16 protein-coding genes are annotated in these 20,144 nt (G+C 61.6%); 1 reads left to right on the forward strand and 15 read right to left on the reverse strand.

What is annotated here, in order from left to right:
- Window positions 1-3 precede the first annotated feature (3 nt).
- From STHERM_RS06120 to STHERM_RS06185, 14 genes are all read right to left on the reverse strand, one after another.
- The gene (locus tag STHERM_RS06120; protein ID WP_013314017.1) at window positions 4-1,194 is read right to left on the reverse strand and encodes a SpoIIE family protein phosphatase; all 1,191 of its coding nucleotides are present in this window, start codon (window positions 1,192-1,194) and stop codon (window positions 4-6) included.
- Entirely contained in the window at window positions 1,187-2,911 is a 1,725-nt protein-coding gene (locus STHERM_RS06125) for a [Fe-Fe] hydrogenase large subunit C-terminal domain-containing protein (RefSeq protein ID WP_013314018.1), read from the reverse strand. The genes STHERM_RS06120 and STHERM_RS06125 overlap by 8 nt, the downstream gene beginning before the upstream one ends.
- A gap of 3 nt (window positions 2,912-2,914) precedes the next feature.
- Complete coding sequence (locus STHERM_RS06130) at window positions 2,915-3,169, reverse strand: (2Fe-2S) ferredoxin domain-containing protein (RefSeq protein WP_013314019.1); 255 nt, start codon at window positions 3,167-3,169, stop codon at window positions 2,915-2,917.
- Between the two features lie 102 nt (window positions 3,170-3,271).
- A complete protein-coding gene (locus tag STHERM_RS06135; protein ID WP_013314020.1) occupies window positions 3,272-5,782 on the reverse strand; it encodes an ATP-dependent Clp protease ATP-binding subunit in 2,511 nt (836 codons plus the stop codon).
- A gap of 17 nt (window positions 5,783-5,799) precedes the next feature.
- Window positions 5,800-6,858, reverse strand: coding sequence for an ATP--guanido phosphotransferase (locus tag STHERM_RS06140; RefSeq protein WP_013314021.1), 1,059 nt, complete (start codon window positions 6,856-6,858; stop codon window positions 5,800-5,802).
- Window positions 6,855-7,373, reverse strand: coding sequence for a UvrB/UvrC motif-containing protein (locus tag STHERM_RS06145; RefSeq protein WP_013314022.1), 519 nt, complete (start codon window positions 7,371-7,373; stop codon window positions 6,855-6,857). Before STHERM_RS06145 ends, STHERM_RS06140 begins: the two co-directional genes overlap by 4 nt.
- 76 nt (window positions 7,374-7,449) lie before the next feature.
- Window positions 7,450-8,724, reverse strand: coding sequence for an ABC transporter permease (locus tag STHERM_RS06150; RefSeq protein WP_013314023.1), 1,275 nt, complete (start codon window positions 8,722-8,724; stop codon window positions 7,450-7,452).
- Entirely contained in the window at window positions 8,721-9,401 is a 681-nt protein-coding gene (locus STHERM_RS06155; RefSeq protein WP_013314024.1) for an ABC transporter ATP-binding protein, read from the reverse strand. Before STHERM_RS06155 ends, STHERM_RS06150 begins: the two co-directional genes overlap by 4 nt.
- The gene (locus STHERM_RS06160) at window positions 9,394-10,692 is read right to left on the reverse strand and encodes an ABC transporter permease (RefSeq protein WP_013314025.1); all 1,299 of its coding nucleotides are present in this window, start codon (window positions 10,690-10,692) and stop codon (window positions 9,394-9,396) included. Before STHERM_RS06160 ends, STHERM_RS06155 begins: the two co-directional genes overlap by 8 nt.
- A complete protein-coding gene (locus STHERM_RS06165; RefSeq protein WP_013314026.1) occupies window positions 10,689-11,753 on the reverse strand; it encodes a hypothetical protein in 1,065 nt (354 codons plus the stop codon). The genes STHERM_RS06160 and STHERM_RS06165 overlap by 4 nt, the downstream gene beginning before the upstream one ends.
- Window positions 11,754-11,755: 2 nt before the next feature.
- Window positions 11,756-12,625 (reverse strand): signal recognition particle-docking protein FtsY, encoded by an 870-nt coding sequence (gene ftsY, locus STHERM_RS06170; protein WP_013314027.1) that lies wholly within the window; start codon window positions 12,623-12,625, stop codon window positions 11,756-11,758.
- 13 nt (window positions 12,626-12,638) lie between these two features.
- Window positions 12,639-14,045, reverse strand: a complete 1,407-nt coding sequence (locus tag STHERM_RS12550) for a PEGA domain-containing protein (RefSeq protein WP_013314028.1) — start codon at window positions 14,043-14,045, stop codon at window positions 12,639-12,641.
- Window positions 14,046-14,052: 7 nt separating this feature from the next.
- A protein-coding gene (gene prfB, locus STHERM_RS06180) for a peptide chain release factor 2 (protein WP_237223178.1) occupies window positions 14,053-15,172 on the reverse strand; the annotation gives its coding sequence in 2 pieces (ribosomal slippage) (window positions 14,053-15,111 and window positions 15,113-15,172; 1,119 coding nt in all).
- 144 nt (window positions 15,173-15,316) lie between these two features.
- Window positions 15,317-16,612 carry a cellulase family glycosylhydrolase gene (locus STHERM_RS06185; RefSeq protein ID WP_013314030.1) on the reverse strand — a complete coding sequence of 432 codons (1,296 nt, stop codon included), beginning with the start codon at window positions 16,610-16,612 and terminating at the stop codon, window positions 15,317-15,319.
- 220 nt (window positions 16,613-16,832) lie between these two features.
- Here STHERM_RS06185 and STHERM_RS06190 point away from each other — a divergent pair, with 220 nt between their 5' ends.
- On the forward strand, window positions 16,833-18,038 hold the full coding sequence (locus STHERM_RS06190) for a hypothetical protein (protein ID WP_041623358.1): 1,206 nt from the start codon (window positions 16,833-16,835) through the stop codon (window positions 18,036-18,038).
- Here the strand turns inward: STHERM_RS06190 and STHERM_RS06195 are convergent.
- Window positions 18,028-19,968: an alpha-amylase/4-alpha-glucanotransferase domain-containing protein gene (locus tag STHERM_RS06195; protein ID WP_013314032.1), complete on the reverse strand. Its 1,941-nt coding sequence runs from the start codon at window positions 19,966-19,968 to the stop codon at window positions 18,028-18,030. The genes STHERM_RS06190 and STHERM_RS06195 overlap by 11 nt on opposite strands.
- Window positions 19,969-20,144 lie beyond the last annotated feature (176 nt).

Genomic DNA, 20,144 nt, shown 5'->3' on the forward strand with positions numbered 1-20,144 from the left:
CCCTCAGATGAATCGTACACTGGTCTTCTTCAAGTATCGCTGTTCCAACAGACCAGCGATCTTTCTCACCACATTTCTCCGGATCTCCAGCTCCACCGGCATAGAAGGATCCTGATGTGCCTCGTTTATCCTCGTCCCGACCAGGAATTCGATCACGTCGGAATTGAGCATGAAACGAAGGATCTCCGCGGCCGGGTTGCGAGGAAGACGTTCCACCACTTCATCCCTCTCGAGATACTCCGCCACCTTCCCAAGCGTGAGGATCCCCTCGGTCACCAGGTCGGCCCCCTCCATCTCTCCCGGCGGGGGCAAGGCCGGATCGACACACTCCAGCCTCACCGAAAGCCGCTTGCCCAACTCCCGGGCGATGATGGTGGCAGTGGTTCCCCCACAGATGATACGCGTGCCTCTAAAATCCCTGAAGAGTGCGGCGAGGTCCCTGTCACGATCCCTCCGGAGCGGAGGGCCGGTCACCACGAGTAGCCGTCGTGCCTTTCTGAAATACACGACCCCGCACGTGATGTCATCCTTGGCCTTGCCCTCGTCGATCATGAGGGCTCGCTGCACCACCACGCGGGCGAGGTCCCGCGCCGATATATCCGGCGTGACGGAAAGGATGTTCCCCACGTAGTCGATCACCCCCTCCAATCCCCATCCCAAGGGGAAACGACGGCTTCCCATGCCGCACTGGGTCACCCCATCGGAGAAGAAGATGAGCCTGTCATCGAGGACGGCCTGGAAAGAGGAGAGCGCCACTTCCATGGAGGCAGGATGTCCCTTGCCCTGTCGACGAAGGATCCTCCGGTCCCGCCTCGTTTCAAGGAGCCGGTCCCCCCTCCACAGGAGATAGGGGGGATTGTCGTATTCCAGGCAGGAAACCCTGTAGTCCGAATCTATATCCACGATGGTAAACGTCGCATAACTTATCTTGCGTTTCGAACATACGGGAAGTGTCCGCATGAGAAGCCCTCCCGTCCTTTCCAGGGAGAGCTTGTGAGCGATACACCCCGCTCCGATAGTGGCCGTGAGCGTGGCCAGGACAGATGCCTTTATCCCCGAACCAAGGCCGTCGGAGAGCACGGAGACGATGCGCTTGCCGTTGAGATCTTTCTTCGAGAAGAACACATCTCCCTCGGCATGTTCACCGTACTTGGGTATCTGGAACGACCCGACTTCGACGAAGATGTCATCCATGATGCTCCCCCTCGAAGGACTCGACGATGGAACTCAAGGTCGCTTCCATCTCCGCTGCGTTTTCACCCAGGAGATAGGCCACCTTCTGGACCGTACGGAGGTGATCCTTCATGACCTTCCTCGCCTGTTGGACGATCCTGTCACGCTGTATCCAGGGCACCGTGATATCCTGGAAGAGTCCTCCCGCAACCGCACCCCGTTCGATCACGAAGATGCTCCCGTGGATGATCCGCTTTCCCACCCTGAAATCCTCCTCCACGAGCTCCGGTCCCTGATCGTCGAGCACGAGCTGGAAAACCTTCCAGAAGGGAACGATCTTTCTCAGATCGGCTCCTTCGAGACCGGGCCTCACTCCGTACATACCCTCTATCTCTGCTCCCCAGAGGCGCGCGAAATTGGAATTACACTCCACCACCTTCAGATCCTGATCCACCACCACCGCGGCCGAGGGCATGGTCTTGAGGAGCGCATTCGCCTTCTTCTGTGCCAATTTCCTCATGTAGGAAACACACATGGTCCGCTCCGCCCTCCCCCGCACTATGGCCTCGGCAAAGGCGCGACACGTATCATAGCCGCAGCCGGAACAGTTGAGCTCGTCCTCAGGGGAATACTTGCCTACCGAGCGGAGGGCCTCACGTATCTCCTCATCGGAGATCGGAGTCTCACGGTATGGATCGCCGTGCACCTCCACCTCGAGCGGGAGCGCGCATCTCACCCACTCCCTGGAGGCCCCCTCGGCGTACGACAGGACCTTCAGATGACGGTCCAGGCTCCCTCTACGGCTGCCGAACGCCGGGCCGTTGATACATCCCCCCTCACAGGCGAGAAGTTCCAGGAAAAGCGGTACATCCAGGGAATCGATGTCCAGACCGTCGAGGGCGCGGGCGATCTGTGTGATCCCGGAGAACGACTCGAAGACCCACGAGCCGGGAGTTCCCATACGCTCGAGGGTACGGATGGCCCCTCCCTGGATCGGGTACAAGGCGCCATAGGATGAACGTGAAGGATAGAAATCGCCTCCATCGGTCCTGAGATCGGAGGGGTAGACACCCGCCTCCTCCATCCAAGCAGCGAGCTCGGAGAAGGTGAGCGCGAGATCCACCACCCCTCCCGACTGTTCCGCCTCCCTCTTCTTCGCGATGCACGGACCTGCAAAGACCACTGCGGTCTCATGCCCGAAGACCGATTTGAGGTATTCGGCATGCGCCCTCATGGGGGAGCCCACAGGTATCACACAAGGAAGGAGGTCCGGACGATACCTCGAAATGTACTCCACGATCACCGGACAGGCCGAAGAGATGAGAAGACGCCCCTCTCCCTGTCCCTCGTGCCCCGAGAGCATCTCCCTTATCTTCTCGGACACGATATCCGCACCCACCGCGGTTTCGGAGACGGCATGGAACCCCAACTTTCTGCATGCGGCGATGAGCTCCTGAGGGGACGTATCCCTGAAGAACGCAGGGAAACTCGGTGCGAGAGAAAGCACGACCTTCGATCGGAGCGAAAGGATCGTCTTGGCCCTGTCGACACCGGAGCGCACCCTCTTTGCGCCGGAAGGACACACCTCCACACAATGGCCACAGTATAGGCACAACTCTTCTACCACCTCCGCACGACCGCCGGAGATGCGTATGGCCTTCACAGGACATTCGCGGATACACTTGTAGCAATCGAAACAGTCGGACGTGACCGTATAGATGAGGCGCTGGAATGTCATCTATTACATGTCCTCCGGGAATTCGAAGGAAAGGATGTCCGGCACCGCCTCCGGCTGGACACGCTCGTAGATCCTGTTACCTATCCGTACCACAGGACCTTCCTTGCACCTTCCGGAACACAGCTCACCTCTCACCTCGACATCCTGATCGAGGCCGTGTTCTTCGAGCCATGCCCTGATCACCTTCACCGTGAGGGCATTACCACGGGCATGGCAGGAGCTTCCCATACACACGACGATGGATCGGTCCTCAGTCATCGATATGAAATTATATATATTTTTATATCGTGTCAAGAGGGAAGAAGAGGCGGGCAACGCCCGCCTCTTGCCTTGGGAGGTGTTCTATGAAACAGAGACCCCCTACCGGGTCTCCACCGTCACCTTTTCAGGGGGTTTCTTGGTCTGTTTCTGCTGGAACACGAGCTTCCCGCTCCTCACCGTCACCAGGATGTACGATCCCGGCACGAAACGCTGCCTGAGGATCTCCATGGAGAGCGGGTCTTCGAGCTCGCGTTGTATGGTCCTCCTGAGGGGTCGCGCTCCATAGCGAGGATCATACCCTTTTTCCAGGAGATACTCCCGAGCGCGCTTCGTGATCTCTATCTCCATCCCCTGCTCCCTCACCCGCTGGAACACCTCTTCCAGGAGGAGCCCCAATATCCGTTCGAGATCCGCCCTGCTGAGGCTCTTGAACACCACGATCTCATCGATACGGTTGAGGAACTCGGGACGGAAGATGCGCCTCAACTCGTTCATCGCAGAGGCCTGGATCTCTCTGAAATCGAGGATCCCTTCCTTGGTCTGGAAGCCCACCGTGGACTCGCGGGTGATCTCCCTGGCACCCGCGTTCGAGGTCATGATGAGTACGGCGTTCCGGAAGGAGACCCTGTGTCCCAGGTTGTCCTGCAGTTCCCCCTCTTCGAGGATCTGAAGGAGGATGTTGAAGACATCCGGATGAGCCTTCTCTATCTCGTCGAAGAGTATCACTGAATAGGGCCGATGACGCACCTTCTCCGTGAGGAGGCCGCCCTCCTCGTAGCCCACATACCCTGGAGGGGCCCCCACGAGCCTCGAGACGTTGTGTTTCTCCATGAAGTCCGACATGTCGAGCCGGATGAGCGCGGAGGTGTCGCCGAAGAGATATTCGGCCAAGGTCTTCGCGAGAAGGGTCTTACCCACACCGGTCGGCCCGAGGAAGACGAACGATCCCATGGGACGGTTTGGAGAGCTCAGCCCCGTCCGCGCCCTGCGGATGGCAGATGCCACCACTTTTATGGCCTCGTCCTGGCTTATCACCTTCCGGTGGAGTTCCTCCTCGATATGGAGGAGACGCTCCGATTCACTCTGCGCGATCCTCACGAGCGGGATGCCGGTGATGTCGGAGACCACCTCCTGGATGTCCTCCTGATCGACGATGTTCTGCGTCCGCTTGATCTCGAGCTTCCAGGCGGTCTTCAGCCTCTCGAGCTCCATCTTGAGCCGGTTCACCTGGTCCCTCACCGCAGCCGCCCGCTCGTAGTTCTGCGTGTTCACGAGCATGATCTTCTCGGAATTGAGCTGCTCTATCTTTTTCTCAAGCTCCTCTATCTCCTGAGGCCGGTTGAGCACCTGCACGTGGGTCCGCGATCCCGCCTCGTCGAGCAGATCGATGGCCTTGTCGGGCAGGTGGCGTTCGGTGATGTAGCGGGCAGAGAGGACCACCGCCGCCTCCACGGCCTTGCGCGTATAGGTGACGTTGTGGAAATCCTCGTACCTCGTCTTTATCCCTTCGAGGATCTGGATCGTCTCCTCGATGGTCGGCTCGCGAACGTACACGGGCTGGAACCTACGCTCCAGTGCCGCATCCTTTTCGATGTACTTCCGGTACTCGTCCAGGGTGGTGGCGCCGATGCACTGGATCTCCCCCCGTGAGAGCGCAGGCTTGAGCATGTTGGAGGCGTCGATGGCACCCTCGGCACCGCCCGCGCCAATGATGGTGTGGAGCTCGTCGATGAAGAGGACCACGTTCTTCACCGAGACGATCTCCCGCATCACCCGCTTGAGCCGTTCCTCGAACTCGCCCCGGTACTTGGTCCCCGCCACCAGGGCCGCAAGATCGAGGACGAGTATGCGCTTGCCCTCGAGTATCTCGGGCACCTCGCCGCGCACGATCCGCTGGGCGAGAGCCTCCACGATCGCCGTCTTCCCCACCCCCGGGTCACCGATGAGCACGGGGTTGTTCTTGGTACGTCGGGCCAGGATCTGGACGATACGACGGAGCTCACGCTCCCTCCCGATGACCGGATCGAGCTTACCCGTCTGGGCGAGCTCGGTGAGATCCCTGGAGAACTCGTCGAGCAATGGGGTATTCTTTCTGTAGGCAGCCGACTGGAAGGCCCCCCTCCGTTTCTCCTGTTCCTCCTTCCCCCCCCACGAGCTGTTGTACACCGATTCACTCCCCTTCACCTCGAGGATGGCCTCCCTCAAGACTTCCAGGTCGATGCCCTTCTGGGCCAGGAACCGGGTGAACACCCCCTCGCCGTCGCGGGCACATCCCAGCATGAGATGCTCGGTCCCAATGTATTCGTCGTCCAAATGGCGGGCCTCCTCGGCTGCATACTCGAGGACCCTCCTGCTCCTGGAGGAAAGGGGCACATCCCCGAGGATGAAACTCCCCCTCTGTTTGGAGAGATTCTTCTCTACGAAGACCTGGATCTCCTCCGGCGCGATCTTGAGACGTTTTATCGCTCTATAGGCAACGCCCGCCCCTTCGCGGATGATGGCGAGGATGATATGCTCCGGCTCCAGTTCTTCCGCATGAAACCGCTTCGCCTCATCCTGGGCGAGCACCGTGAGTATCTTCTGGGCGCGCTGCGTCAAATCCTTAAACATAGACTCCCCTCTTGTATCTACCCATGGTCAGAGAGCATCTCCCTGAGCCATGCCGCACGGGCTTCCTCCTCTCCCTCACGCGAGAGAGAAACTCCCTCTACCTCCATCCTGCTCCTCATGTGTCCCGGCTGGGAGGCGAAGTACAGGTATGGGAAACACCCCAGATCCATGCGGGGTCCCACCCCCCACACCGCCGCCGTCCTCAGGAGGAGCAAGGCCTCACTGGCAGCCTTCGAGGACACCTTCCGGGAGCTCGTGAGGATCTTCCACGCGGTGTCGATCCTCTCCCGAACCTCTTCTCTCCTCGTCCTGCTGGAGAGAAGGGTTTCTCGCTTCTCCCTCTCATAATGTATTACCATAGTACAGGTATCTTCAAGCCTTTTTCGTACTTTTTCAGGGGGAAGGCCCTGGACTCCGTCCATCATCAGGAGGAACATGCCTTGCGAGTACAGATCCCTGCCGCTCTGGAAAGGGAGGAAGACCGCATCGTGCTCGGAAAGGAGCTTCTTCAGCATCACCACGGCCCGCTCTGCAAAGGTGGCAGGGGTGTGGAGGAGGAGCGAAACCCTGTACCCGGTTCCCACATCCTGTACGTTGGCATTGAGATAGCCCAATTCGAGCGAGAAGGCAAACGGGAGCTTCTCGTCCAGCTTCTCCGCCAGCTGACGCACGCTGTCCATACCCTGCTGCACGTTGTAGCCGGGATCGTATCGCACCAGCCGGAGATGATCGGAGAAGCAGACGAGACCGAGAGGGTCGGTATCGGGAGACAGCAGGAGAGACCCGCCCGGGAAGGCCATGAGATCCTGTCGGGTCAGGACCTGCGATTCTATGAGCTGTTTCTTCGCCGTGGCGGGGAGGCTCTTGAGATCCACCCAGCGGGTTCCGGGGAGATAGTGAGACCAGGCGCTCACGATCCTCTCCACGAGTTCCTGTTGAACCCGCGTCCCGAGCATACCGGGAAACGGATACCCCGCCACGTTCCGCGAGAGACGCACCCGGGTGGACACCACCACCTCGTGCGGCTCGTGTGTCCTGTTGAACCATGAGAGCGATGGAATGGTGTAAGGATTCATGAACCCTGTTCTGCCCTGTCTTCTTCCAGTTCTCGGAGCCTGTCACGGATCCTCGCTGCGCGTTCGTAGTCCTCGTTGCGGATGGCGTGTTCGAGGCTCCGCTTGAGCCGCATCCTGTCCATGAGAATGCGCTTCACGGTGTTGAACCTCCGAGGGACACTCCCCCTGTACCTGTACCCCTGCGGGAGGAACTGATAGGCCTCTTTCCTGAAGACATAGTAGCAGTCGGGGCACCCCGCCCGCTGTCTGGCCCTGAACTCCTCCATCGACATACCGCATCCCGGACAGAGAACGTCGTCTTCCTCCTCGTCCTCCGCATCGTCCAGGCCATCCTCCTCGGGAACGAAGAGGGCCTGCAGGAACTCCTCTATATTGAAGCTCAGATCCCCCCCGAAGTGTTCTATCTCCACACTCTCGGCACACTGGGCGCAGAGCTCTATCTCCTTCACCTCGCCATTGGCGATATGCTGTATCTTGAGGACCACATCCTCCTCACCGCAGATCGTGCATGCCATCGCCGATCTCCCCTCATTCGTGGCGTTACTATATTGTACTAGGAAATCGGGCAAAAGGAAATATCCCCCTCCGGGATCAACCCTCCCTCCGCAGGACCTCCACGGGTGAGATCCGAAGCACATACCGAGCCGGACCCCAGGAAGCGAGGAAGGCGATCAGCGAGGCCCCCACGAAGATGAGCCACAAGACGAACGGGGAGGGGTGGACGGGGATGCGTTCCACGTAGAAATCCGACGAGAGTATGCGCACCGGCTCGTAGGATCCACCCCGGAGCCCGGCGGCAAGGCGGAGCCAGAGATTCACGAGGTGTTCCAGGAATGCGAACAACTCGTTGATATAGAGCGAGATGAGGAGTCCACAGGCCATTCCCGCGAGGGATCCCGCCATACCCACGAGCATCCCCGTCCACAGGTAGGCCCTGCTCACCAGACGTGGTGGCACCCCGATGCTCTTGAGCATGGCGATCTCCTCGGCCCGCTCCAGCACGAGCATCACCAGTGACGAGGAGATACTCAAGGCCGCAATGAGGACGAGAAGGCCCATGATGGCGAGGAGGAGTGCTCTGCTCGTGGAGAACGAGAGAAACTGCGCACGCCCCAGATCCTTCCACGAAAGGACGACCCATCCCGCGCCAAGACAAGCCGCGATCCTGGAACGCAAGGCCTCCATGTCGTGGAAGGGATCCTCCACCTTGATCCCGAGAAAGGCACGTGACGATCGCCTGTCGAAGACCCGATCCCCCCACTCGAAGGGGACGTAGACCCACAGCTTGTCCACATCCTGATAGCCCGTGGAGGTCACTCCGGTGACCTCGAAGGTGGCGATACGCGGGAGGATGGTTCCGCCTCCGAAGCTCCGAAGCACGAGGAGCTTCACCTTGTCCCCCACCGAGATGCCCAGTGTACGGGCCACCTCCACCCCCACCACCATGTGCCTGGGAGAGGAGAGATCGAAGCGCCCTTTCTCTATGCTGAGGGAGGAGCGAAGTCCCTCGTCCTTCTCCCACCACCAGGAAGGCACGGCCCGTATTGTGACCCCCTCCCGCCTCACCCCATTCACCAGGAGGCCCATCCCCTGGATCTCGGGAACAGCGAGGAACCCCTCGGCCGCCAGACGTTCCACGCCCTCCTCCATCGAGAGATCGGGGGCGTACGCGAAGGCCTGAAAGTGGTAGGTGGTGGTCTCGAGAAAACGGCGGGTGATGGCCTCTATCATCCCGTCGGAGACGTGGAGCACCACCACGAAGGGCACGAGGCCGAGGGCCACGGCCAGGAGCGAGGACCGGATACGGGGTGCGAGGGAAGGGCCGTCAAAGAGGTTCTTCCATGCGAGATAGATGAGGCGCTTCATGACCGATGGAGCCTCCCCCCCTCAAGGCGGTAGACGGTGTCGGCCCGAGAGGCGAGGGCGGCATCGTGGGTCACGAGGATGAGCGTGGCCCCCTCCTCCCGGACGAGGGAGAAGAACACATCCTCCACCATGCGGGACGTGCGCTCGTCCAGGTTGCCGGTGGGCTCGTCGGCGAGCACGATACGTGGGCCGTTCACCAGGGCCCGTGCAATGGCCACCCGCTGTCGTTCCCCGCCGGAAAGCTGGGAGGGGTAGTGGTGCATCCTGTCTCCGAGCCCCACCCTCACGAGGAGATCCCGAGCCTTCGCAGCCGCCTCAGAAAAGGAAAGCCCGGCCATATAAGCGGGGAGGAGGACGTTCTCCAGGGAGGTACACTCCCGGAGGAGGTAGTGCATCTGGAAGACGAAGCCCATGTCTCGCTGCCGGAAGGCCGCGAGCCCCTCCTCGTCGAGGGCGCCCATGTCCTGACCTTCAAGAAGTACGCGCCCCGATGTGGGGGTGTCGAGCCCCCCTATGAGGTGGAGGAGGGTGCTCTTCCCCGATCCACTCTCACCCATGATCACATGGACCTTCCCCCTCTCGAAACCGCCCGAGACCCCGTCCAGCACACGGAGGGATGTCTCGCCGGAGGGATACTCCTTCACCACTTCCTCAAGGACGATGATCGGATCACTCATTGCGTAACACCTCGGTGACGGAGAACGTCCGCAACATGCGGGTGGCCAGATACGCCGCCCCCCCTGAGACGAGGACAGCATAGAGGACGATCCCCAGGACTTCAACCGGATACACCCTGAAGGGAATCTCCAGGAGATAGAACGATTGCGGCGAGAAGATGCGGACGGATCCCAATCGGAACCGCCCCCCCCAGAACCTGCCGAGGGCGTTCCAGAGGTGAATACCGGCGTTGAGTATCGACTCCACCCAGGAGAAGACCCGGTTGATGTTGATGGAGAGGAGATACCCCCACATCGTGCCGAGGAATGCCCCCGTAGCACCGAGAACGAGACCTTCGAGGAGGAAGACGCGCCTCACCTCCTCCACACGGGCCCCCACCGCCACCAGGAGGGCGAGCTCACCCCTTCGTTCGAAAATCGACCTCCTGAAGCCATGGACGAGGTTGAGTCCGAGGACGAGGAAGATGAGACCGACGAGAAAGACGAGGAAGAGCTTCTCCATACGAAGGGCGTCGAAGAGGGCCCTGTTGTATTCCTCCCACGTGACCGCTCCGTAGCCCGCGCGGACGAGCCGTCGCTTCACCTCCTGTGCCCGTGAGGGGCGCGGGAGTTTTACGGCGAGAAAGGAGCCGTCGTCTCCACCGGCGATCAGGCGGGCATCATCGAGGCCCATGAAGAGCATGGAACGGTCGATCTGGTAGTTTCCGGTTCGGAAGACTGCGGAAACCACGAACCCCCGGCGCACCGGGACCAGGATCCCCGTCTCTCCCACGCTCAACCCGGTGAGGACGAGGGAATCACCCACCCCCACCCCCAGCTCATAGGCCAACTCCTGCCCCACCACCACCCTCCCCTCCCCCACCCGGAAGACACCCTCCCTCACCTCCACCACCCTCGCGAACCCCGGATCCCGCTCCCTCATCCCCTCCGGCACCCCCCGTACCTCCACGAACTCCACCTCACCCCCCAGATCCCCCGCCAGGACGCGCACCTCCACCTGTGGCACCACCACCCCCTCACCCACCACCCTCTCCACCTCCGCCGCATCCACCGCTCCGTACACCCTCACATGGAAGGACGCGACCTCCACCAGGGAGTCGATCGTGAGACTCTGGAAACCGTTCATCACCGAGAGCACCGTGACGAGAGTGGCCACCCCGAGCACCACTCCGAGCCACGTGAGCAGGGAAGCTGCGGCCGTCTTCTTCCGTCTTCCCCTCAGAAGGTAGATCACCGCAAGCCGCCCCACCCACCGCCACACTCTCCACCTCGAGCGGAGCCACGCCTTCACTTCGCCTCCCGCACCGACACGAGCTCGCCGTCCAGGAAGAACTCCTCCCGCACGAGCCGTCCATCCGCCCCGTAGACCCGGCGCACCGAGGCACCCTCGCCCAGGTCCACCACCTCCGCCGACACCGCCCCCCCCTCCCCGAACTCCCGCCTCATCACCCGCACGCCATTCTCCCACACCTCCTCCCAGACCACCCGATCCCCCTCGTATCCGTACCGAGACTCCCTCACGAGCCCTTCCGTCACCTCCCGCTCCCACACCACCCTACCCCCCTCGTACCCGTACACCACCCGCCGCACCGACACCCCCTCACGCCGCCACACCTCCTCCACCGGCCGCCCCTCCCCATCGCAACGGACCTCCACTACCGCCCCCTCCTCCGGCCGCTCCTCCACCCACCCCTCACACACCCCGCCTTCGCCGTACCGGTACGTGCGCACCCATACGAGTCTCCCCCCCTCCCATTCCTCACGCTCCACCACCTCGCCGGAACGGCCGTACCGGACGAGAAACCCCGAACCCCCATCCCCGTGCCACTCCTCCACGAGCCGGCCTCCCACCTGCACGTACCGGTCCACTCCCTTCTCGGGGACCGCCCGCACCTCCCTGAGCCGACCCTCCCGATCGTAGCGGAACTCCTCGGTACTCGTCCCCCCATCCACCCCCTCCCGCACCCTCCGCACCACCCGCGCACCCTCATACTCGTACCGCACCCGCTCGGAGAACTCCCCCTCCCGATAGAATTCCTCCTCGAGGAGGCGCCCCCCCTCGTCGTACCGCGAGACCCGGGAGAGCACCCCGTCCCCCCACACCTTCACCTGCGAAGGCACACCCTCCCTATGCCACACGATCTCCCAGCGCCGCACCTCCTCCCCCTCTCGGAAGAGCACCCGTACCTGACGACCCTCCCCATCCTCCACCATCAGCACGTACTCGTAACGACCTCGGTCGAACTCCTCGATGGGGACGAGCGCCTGCCCCATCTCGTTCGAAGAGAACCACAGAGGCGAAGCGAGCAACGACCATCCCACACCCCACAGGAGCCATCGGTACGCACGCATCCCTACCCCTCCACCAGTCGGGAGAGATACTCCTCGACGTCGAAAGGCCTGAGATCCTCCAGCCCCTCACCCGTTCCCACGAACACGGCGGGGATCTCCAGCCTTCGGGAGATCGGGACCAGCACCCCACCCTTCGCCGCGCCGTCGTACTTGGCGAGCACCAGCCCGTCCAGACCCACCGTCTCCTGGAACACCTCCGCCTGTCTGAAGGCATTCTGACCGGTGGAGGCATCGACCACCAGGAGCCGCCGGTAGTCGGCATCCGCCGCCTTGGAACGGATCACCCGATCCACCTTCGCCAGCTCATCCATGAGCGACGCCCGGTTGTGGAACCGTCCGGCCGTATCGGCCAACACCACCCCTCCCCCCCTCCGCTCCACACTCTGAATCGCATCGAAGATCACCGCAGCCGGATCCGCCCCCGGCTGCTGGGCCACCACCCGGACCCCCAGACGCTCGCCCCACACCCTGAGCTGGTCGATAGCCCCCGCCCGGAACGTATCCCCCGCCGCAAGCACCACATCATCCCTCCCCCACGTGGACCGTATGAAATGGGCGAACTTCGCGATCGTAGTCGTCTTACCCACCCCGTTGACACCCACGAAGAGAAACACCACCGTACCAGAATCGGGAAGGGAGAAGTCCCCGGCCCTCACATACCGCCGGAGCACGTCCTTTATCACCTCGCGGACCCCCTCCACATCCACCACCCCTTCCTTCTTCGCCCTCCTCTGCACTTCCTCCACCACCTCAAAGGCGGTCTCGGCTCCGAGATCGGCCTCGATGAGAAGGTCCTCGAACTCCTCCCAGAAGGCCTCATCGAAACGGGCCCCTCCCCACAACGATCTGAGACGATCCATGAGCCATGCCATAGCTACTCCTTCCTCATTCAGGCACCCTCTCGAGGGCGCGGAGATAGTCGCCGAATGCCAGTACGGCCTGGACGAACAGGGACACGTTCAAAACCACCCCCGCATAGTAGCACCCCGCTGCCACATCCATACGCTCGAGGTAGTCGTCAGCATTCGCCGCCCCCCTCGAGAGGGCAAGCTCGGCCGCCTCGTAGGAATCCGCCCACCACCCGTAGCTCAAGACGGTGAGAGGCACCGACATGAAAAACAGACCGAACCAGGTGTAGAACCGCTCCCGTTTCACCCGCACACGCTCCTTGAGATCGATACCCACCGGAGAAAGGACCCACTCCACCGCATCACCCTCGATGGAAGCCACGGGCGCCCTCACCGGCAGGTACCCTTCCTTCCTCACCTCGAGGACACCCACCCCACCCCTCATCCGCACCTCACACGGCGAAGCGCCCTGATACACCCCGTCCAGATAGACCGAAGCCCCTCCGGGCACGGTGGAGACCTGAACGAGACGCTCCGGCACCTCCCTTATCGGCACCTCGACGACACGCTCCTCTCCCTCCCCGATCGTGACCACTGCCTCCCAGGGCTCCACCCCCCTCCCGCGCACCTCCACGCGGTGTTCCCCCGGGAGCAAGCGACCGACTTCCACCCGACCCATACCCGCCACCTCCCCGTCCACGAACACCTGGACCCCCTCCGGCACCTCCACCACGAGGCGTGCGGGGCGCACACCCAGAAGGTGCGGCGCCAGATCGTCCGCCGCCTTCCGCACCACGTCCACGAGCTCGTCCACGCCCCCCACATACCTCCCCTCCCACAGGACATCCGGACCGTACCGCCACTTCAACACGAGGTGCACGACCAGATACCCCTCCGCCACCCGTCCTTCCCCACGCACCACCAGATCCACACCCGCCTTCTCCATCCGTTCCTCGAGCGTCCTCCCCTCCGGAAGGAACGGAAGCCCCGCGTCATCCCGATAGACCTCCACCGGCACCCGATCCACCGCGACATCCGGAAGTCGACCTATCCGTGCGATGCGCCGATCCAGCTCGCGGATCTCCTTCTTCTTCGAAGCGAGCGTCTCCCACCGCACGAGAGGATCGGGATCGAAAAGGATCTCGTCCCGCTCGGCCACCTTCTTCACCCGTTCCGCGAGGAGCCTCCGTATGAGCAGATCCCTCTGATACGCGCTGTAGGCCCGGAGCTCGGCCGATGAGAACAGGTGCGCCCTCACCCCCTCCAGCTCCTGCGCGAGGAGCTGCGGGATCACGGTACCCAAGGTCCCGGTGTCTCCCTCCACCTCGAGGGGGAGGAAGCCGAGGACCCATGATTCGGGGAGGGGAATGACGTCCTCGGCCACGAGGCCCGAAGCCACCCCGCCGGCCAGGAGCACACCTACCAGCAGGACCCGTGCCTTCATACCCGCCTCACGTCTGTACCGCCTCCTGACGCTCCTTCCACTGCTGGAGGAGGTAGGCCTCTATGAACATATCGAGATCGCCGTCCATCACCGCCTGGATGTTTCCCGTCTCCACCCTCGTCCTGAGATCCTTCACCATGGTATAGGGCTGGAAGACATAGGAGCGGATCTGGTTCCCCCAGGAGATGTCCTTCTTCTCTATGGCCTTCTTCTCCTGTTCCTCCTCCCGAAGCTGCTGATAGTACTCGTAGAGCCGGGAACGGAGCATCCGCATCGCGATCTCGCGGTTCTTGTGCTGACTCCGCTCGTTCTGACACTGCACCACGATTCCGGTGGGCAGGTGGGTGATGCGCACGGCGGACTCGGTCTTGTTCACGTGCTGACCGCCGGCCCCCTGTGAACGATAGGTATCGATCCTCAGGTCTTCGGGGCGTATGTCCACCTCTATGTCGTCTTCGATGATGGGCGACACATACACCGAAGCGAACGAGGTATGGCGCCTCCCGCTCGCATCGAACGGGGAGATCCTCACGAGGCGGTGGACCCCCGCCTCGCCCTTGAGGTAGCCGAAGGCGTAGTCCCCCTTCACCTCCACGGTCACCGACTTGATCCCCCCCTCGTCCTCCACCATGTCGACGATCTGGGTGGAGAAACCCTTCCGCTCGAGCCACCGGAGGTACATCCGAAGGAGCATGGAGGCCCAGTCGCATGCCTCCATCCCCCCGGCTCCTGCATGGATGGTGAGGTACGCATCCTTCTGATCGTACTCCTCGTTCAAGAGCTCCCTGAGCCTGAGCTCCCGAAACTTCCGCTCGGCCTCCGCGAGCTGCTGCCTCAACTCCTCCTCCTGCGAGGGATCGTTCTCCTCGGCGGCGAGGTCGTAGAGGGTATGGATGTCCTCCACCTCTTGCACGAGCGAGGCCCACCCCTCATAGCGGACCTTCAGCCGTCGGAGACGGGAGAGCACCTCTTCGGCGTGTTTCCTGTCGTTCCACAAATCGGGACGTCCGGTCTCCTCCTCGAGCCGGGAGATCTGCTCCTTTATGCTCGAGTTCTCAAAGATACCTCCAGGTTTCTTTGACTTTCGCCTCAAGATCCTCGATCGCAGGCCTGAGTTCTTCCAGCATATGCACCTCTCCTTCGTATGATCGTCCCACAGTATACCTGTTCACCGAATGGGTTTCAATAAAAGGAAGCCCGTCCGGTTCACACAGAAACAGGGCCGCCGAAAGGCGGCCCCGTCGTTCCTCTTCGATCCAAGGCATCGAAGCTCACCTGATCTCCACATGCCCCCATGGGACCGAACTCCGGTAGTGGATGTACCAGTAGCCGTCGGCTGCAGCCGGGATCTGATGCTGTGCCACCCACACGTTGGTATAGTCACTCCCGTTGATCTCGAGGAGGTCCAGGTTCCAGGAGTTCACGTACCTGCTCCAATTGGTGGTGGTGGAGAAGCCGTTCGTCTTCCAGTAGTACTCACCCGCCCCGTCATAGGTGAAGGGCAGACTGATCTCGGTATACTCGCCCGAACCAGGAGTAGCGGTCGGTGTGGGGCTGGATGTGGGCGTAGACGTCGGTGTGGGAGTCGGAGTCGGTGTGGACGTGGGCGTGGGAGAGGATCCTCCCCCGGAGAGGGCGGTGGTCCTGAACCACTCGCCCCACGAGGTGGGGTCGGCCGGATCCCAGTTGTACACCATGTCGAGGTATTCGACCCCGCCGCCGTTGCCGCACCACGACCAGCCCCAGTAGCCTATGCCGTACTGGCGGGCATAGCTCACGATGGCCTCCTCGTTCGGATCCCCATCGGAGTGCATGTAGCCGAACTCTCCCACGATGAGCGGCAGCCCCATATCGGCGAAGGCCTGGAAATAGTCCTGCACCTCCTGGGCGGTGTCGTATACGCCGTACATGTGTACGGAGAAGACGAGGTTCTGTTGTGGATCGGCCGCGTACACCTGAGGGGCGTTGTCCCTCATGGTGAAGGACCAGTCCTGACCCCAGTTGGGCGCATCCACCACGATAGTGTGCTGGAACCCCGCATTCCGCAAGGCCTGGACGGCATCGATGGTGTCCTGCACCCAGTTCTGGTAGTTGTTATTCCCATATGGTTCGTTCCCTATGTTGAGGAGCACGAAGTCCTCCTCTCCCGTGAGCACGGCCTGTATCTCCCGCCAGTAGGAGACCGCCTGTGCGAGCGAACAGGCGGCCCCATCCTCGCCGTACCCGGTGGTGTCGTGGACCTCCAGCATGATGGCGGAGAACCCGAGACCCTTCGCGGTCTCGATGATCGTCGCGACACTCGCGGCGTCGTCCTTGGTCCATCTGTACCCGTTGCTGAGGACCACCCGTACGGAATTCGCCCCCCATGATCGAATCCCGGTGAGCGCACTCTCGAGTCTGTCCTTGTACCAGGTATGCGCGTGGTTGATCCCCCGGAGCGTACCGGTGCTCACCGAGCGGGGAGCCGCCCTGGAGGAGACTTCGGCGGAGGGTGTCGAGAGCGAGCACCCCACCGTGAAGAGGAGCACGGCGGTCAGCAGGGTGAGAAATCGGTTTAATCGTTTCATAGAAACCTCCCGGAAAGAAAGTCATGACATCCCAAAGGATGTTTCCACGTATAATCTTACATCCTCCACCATCCCCTGTCAAATTCATTTATCTTTTGAAAGTCGGAATGAAATCGGTATCGCCATCCGGGGTGGATCCCACCACCGTGGAGTCGCCCTCCATGGGAACGGGACCGGCACATCAGGGGACAGGTCCTACAGATTACGGAGGATTCTTCCGATGGGACTAGAGAAGATGCGAAACCTGGTCCACGTACTGTGTGCGGTTCTGATCCTTGTCCCCGTCTCCGCACAGGAGAGACTTCTGTATCCCTCGTTCCTCAAAGTGGCGGTGAAGGAGAACGAGGTGAAACTCACGTGGCGGGATGTCGACGAGATATCGGGAGAAAGATACCGTATCTACCGGCACGGTTACCAGATAAACGACCAGACCTTCGAAGGGGCCGTACTCGCAGGAGAGGTGGACGAAGGCGTACAATTCTTCCTCGACACGCCTCAACCGGGAGGGGACTACTACTATGCGGTCCTGGCGATCGATCGGGAGGGGAGAGAACACAGGGTGTTCATTCCCTTCCGGAACACCACCGTCTCACCCGTCTCCATCAGCGCCGAGGCACTCCCCTCAACGGCCGAAGTCCTCTCCCTCTCCGGACGGGTGGAGGGATCGACTATCGTACTCACGTTCAGGTCATCACGTGAGGACCGCACCCTCGTCATCTACCGCCATACCCGCCCCTTCACCTCCCCTGCGGATCTGCGGGAAGCCGTTCCGGTCGATCGTGTGCCGAGCTCGGAGACCTCGTACCTCGACCAACCCGTCCCGGGGATTCCGTACTACTATGCGGTGGTGGATTCCCTGGAGGTGGAGCGAGGAGCGACGGTCTTCGTGGCAGGGAAGAACACTACAGGGAGCCCGCTGGAGATCCCCCTGGAAAAGGCCGTCATGAGCCTGCCCGAACCACCAGCCAGGTCCCTCAGGGAGGCGCCCCTTCCCTATCTTGCACCCGGCACGGGCTCATCGGCTCGGAGCGTGCTCCCTCAGAGGCGGGTCCCCCTCACCCTCTCCACGCGGAAGTCGCTGGAGCAGATGCTCTCCTCGCTCCCACCCCCGACTCGAGTTCCCCCATCACCGGAGCTGCTCCCGGAGGAGGCGGGCGGATCGCCCGAGACAGCCATCGAGGCCGCGCTCAAGTCCATCGCGGCAGACCTCTCCTCCCCACAGACATGGGCCGCATCCGAACAGGCGCTCCTCAACCTCCTCTCCCTCACCGAGTCATCGGAGCTGGAAGCCCGGATCTTCTTCTATCTCGGCCAGTTACTCTTCTTCCAGGGAAAGAAGGAACAGGCGGTCTTGAGCTTTCTCATGGCCCGCGATACCTACTACGTCGAAACCACGAGGTGGCTCAGGAGGATACTCAGCCCTTGACCGCAGGCGAGATGGCTATCTCGAAGGTGTACTCGGAAGTGTGAGGAAGGATGTCCACGAGGGGAAGGAGGGCGATCCCCTGAAGTACGGTCTCCCCCGCCTTTTTCCCCGCCGTGAGCACCGGATAGTGCCAGAGCGGCACCTCCTTGTCGAACGAGACCAGACACCTCGAGCCGTTCTTCCCTTCCGGGAGGAAGAGCACCTTCTCGGCACGCTCCTTCCCCGCTTCGAGGAACGAGGCGTCCCGGGGCCCACCCCCTCCTTCCTTCAGATAGCGCATCTTGCGGGGCACCTGTGGGGGGAAGGAGAGGTTGATCTCGGGGACGAACCTCAGAGGATGTGGAGGTTGCCCCTCGAATACGAGGTGGTAGCGCACCCGCAGGGTCTCGGGTCCGAAGAGATAGCGCTTCGATAGGTGGACGCCGGTCTGACGTCTCCCCTGACGGACGACCCCTTCGTGCGAGAGTGTGATGTCGAGGACGTCCCTGGTGTAGTGGTCCACGGTGTAGTGTGCTCCCGAGAAATCGGCGACCACGAGGACGGTTCCCCGTATGCACTGCTCCAGGGTCACCCCTTCCTCGTAGAATCGGTCGACGAACAGGAGCCGTGGCTCCTTGTCCTCCCCGGAAAGGGAGGTCCCCTCCAGCTTGAGGAAGGGGTACCGGCCGCACGTGGCCAGGAGGTTCCACTCCTCTTCCAGGATGTCGAGCTCGAAGACCGCCCCTCCCTTGGTGGAGAGGTAGGCGTTGTACCGTTCCCCCTGGAAGAGGTACTCGGGATACCCATCGAAGGTGAAGTCGGTCTTCACCACGGATGGATAGAAGATGCCCTTCTCCCTGGTGTTCTTCTCGGCCTGGATGAGGGCCCTGTAGGCGGCATGCCGCAGCCAGGGACAGGCCACCCCACCGTCTCCGGAGACGATACTGTACGCCGCCCCGGTCTGTCCCCGGTAGAGGTCCTCGCGGGCGGTCTTCTTCCTCGACCTGTCACCCCTCAGTTGACGCACCAGACTCTGGACGTACTGCATCTTCGCATAGAGGAGATGGGGTTCTTCGATCCTCGAGACCTCCTGACGCACGTAGAAATGTTCGGAGTTCCCCTCCGGAGAAAGGATGAGTGGAGGGAGGTGTATCCTCCGGGTCGGCACGATCTCCCGCACCACGTCGCGGGGAAGTCGGAGATCGAGCTCGCCGTAACGTGTCTTCAGAAGCGAAAACAGTTCGGTCCACCATGCGAGCACCGCCTCCTGACGTGAAGGAGAGAGGGTGCTCCACGAGGCGAAATCCTCCATGAGGACAAGCACCCCCTGATCCCGAAGCGGAAGATCCAGGAGGCCCTCGAAGAACTCCCGCGGAGACCCCTGGTAGAGGGTACTCTTGAGACGGGTACTCACAGGGAGGAGACAGAGGGTCTTGCCGTCGTGTTCGGTGATGTAGTGCTGGAAGGCGGCCTGGGTGCCCATGCGGATGCCCGCATGGGAGAGGTGGACGTCCGGGAGGAGGACGTACTCCATTCCCGCCGTGGCCAGGGTGGAGGCGAGATCCGGAGACCAGATACCGAAGGGCAAATAGCACCCACGCGGGCGTTTGCCGAACTCCTGACGCAGGTAGGTGGTGAGGAGCTCCACTTGGCCTATGCGATCGGGTTTCGAGATGAGGGGGAAGAGGGGCTCGTAGAACCCTCCTCCCAAGATCTCCACCTGTTTCCTCTCACAGAGTTCCTTCATGACATCGAAGAAGGCACCATTGTGACTCCTCAGCATCTCGAGGAGGGCGCCCCCCATGTAGATAGAGACCGGGATCTGCGGTGTATGATAGATGAGAGAGACGAGAGGTTTTATAAGGGACTTGTAGAACGAGGCAACTTCCCTGCTGTCCTTCCCATAGGGGAGAGACAGCACAAATCCTATACTGCATTGCACATTTTTCATTACGAGAGCGTACTCCTTTTACGCACGACTTCCCTCCCCTGATATACCACTTTTCCTTTGTGTCAGTATAGCGCACCTCGGCGACATTGAAAAGCTTTTATTCGAAGCAGAGGAGGCATCCTAATAGGGAGGTCCCTCCATGGTCAATGGAGCCCCTCCTTCCTTTGACAAAACCG

This window comes from Spirochaeta thermophila DSM 6192 (assembly GCF_000147075.1).
GTDB classification, from domain to species: domain Bacteria; phylum Spirochaetota; class Spirochaetia; order Winmispirales; family Winmispiraceae; genus Winmispira; species Winmispira thermophila_A.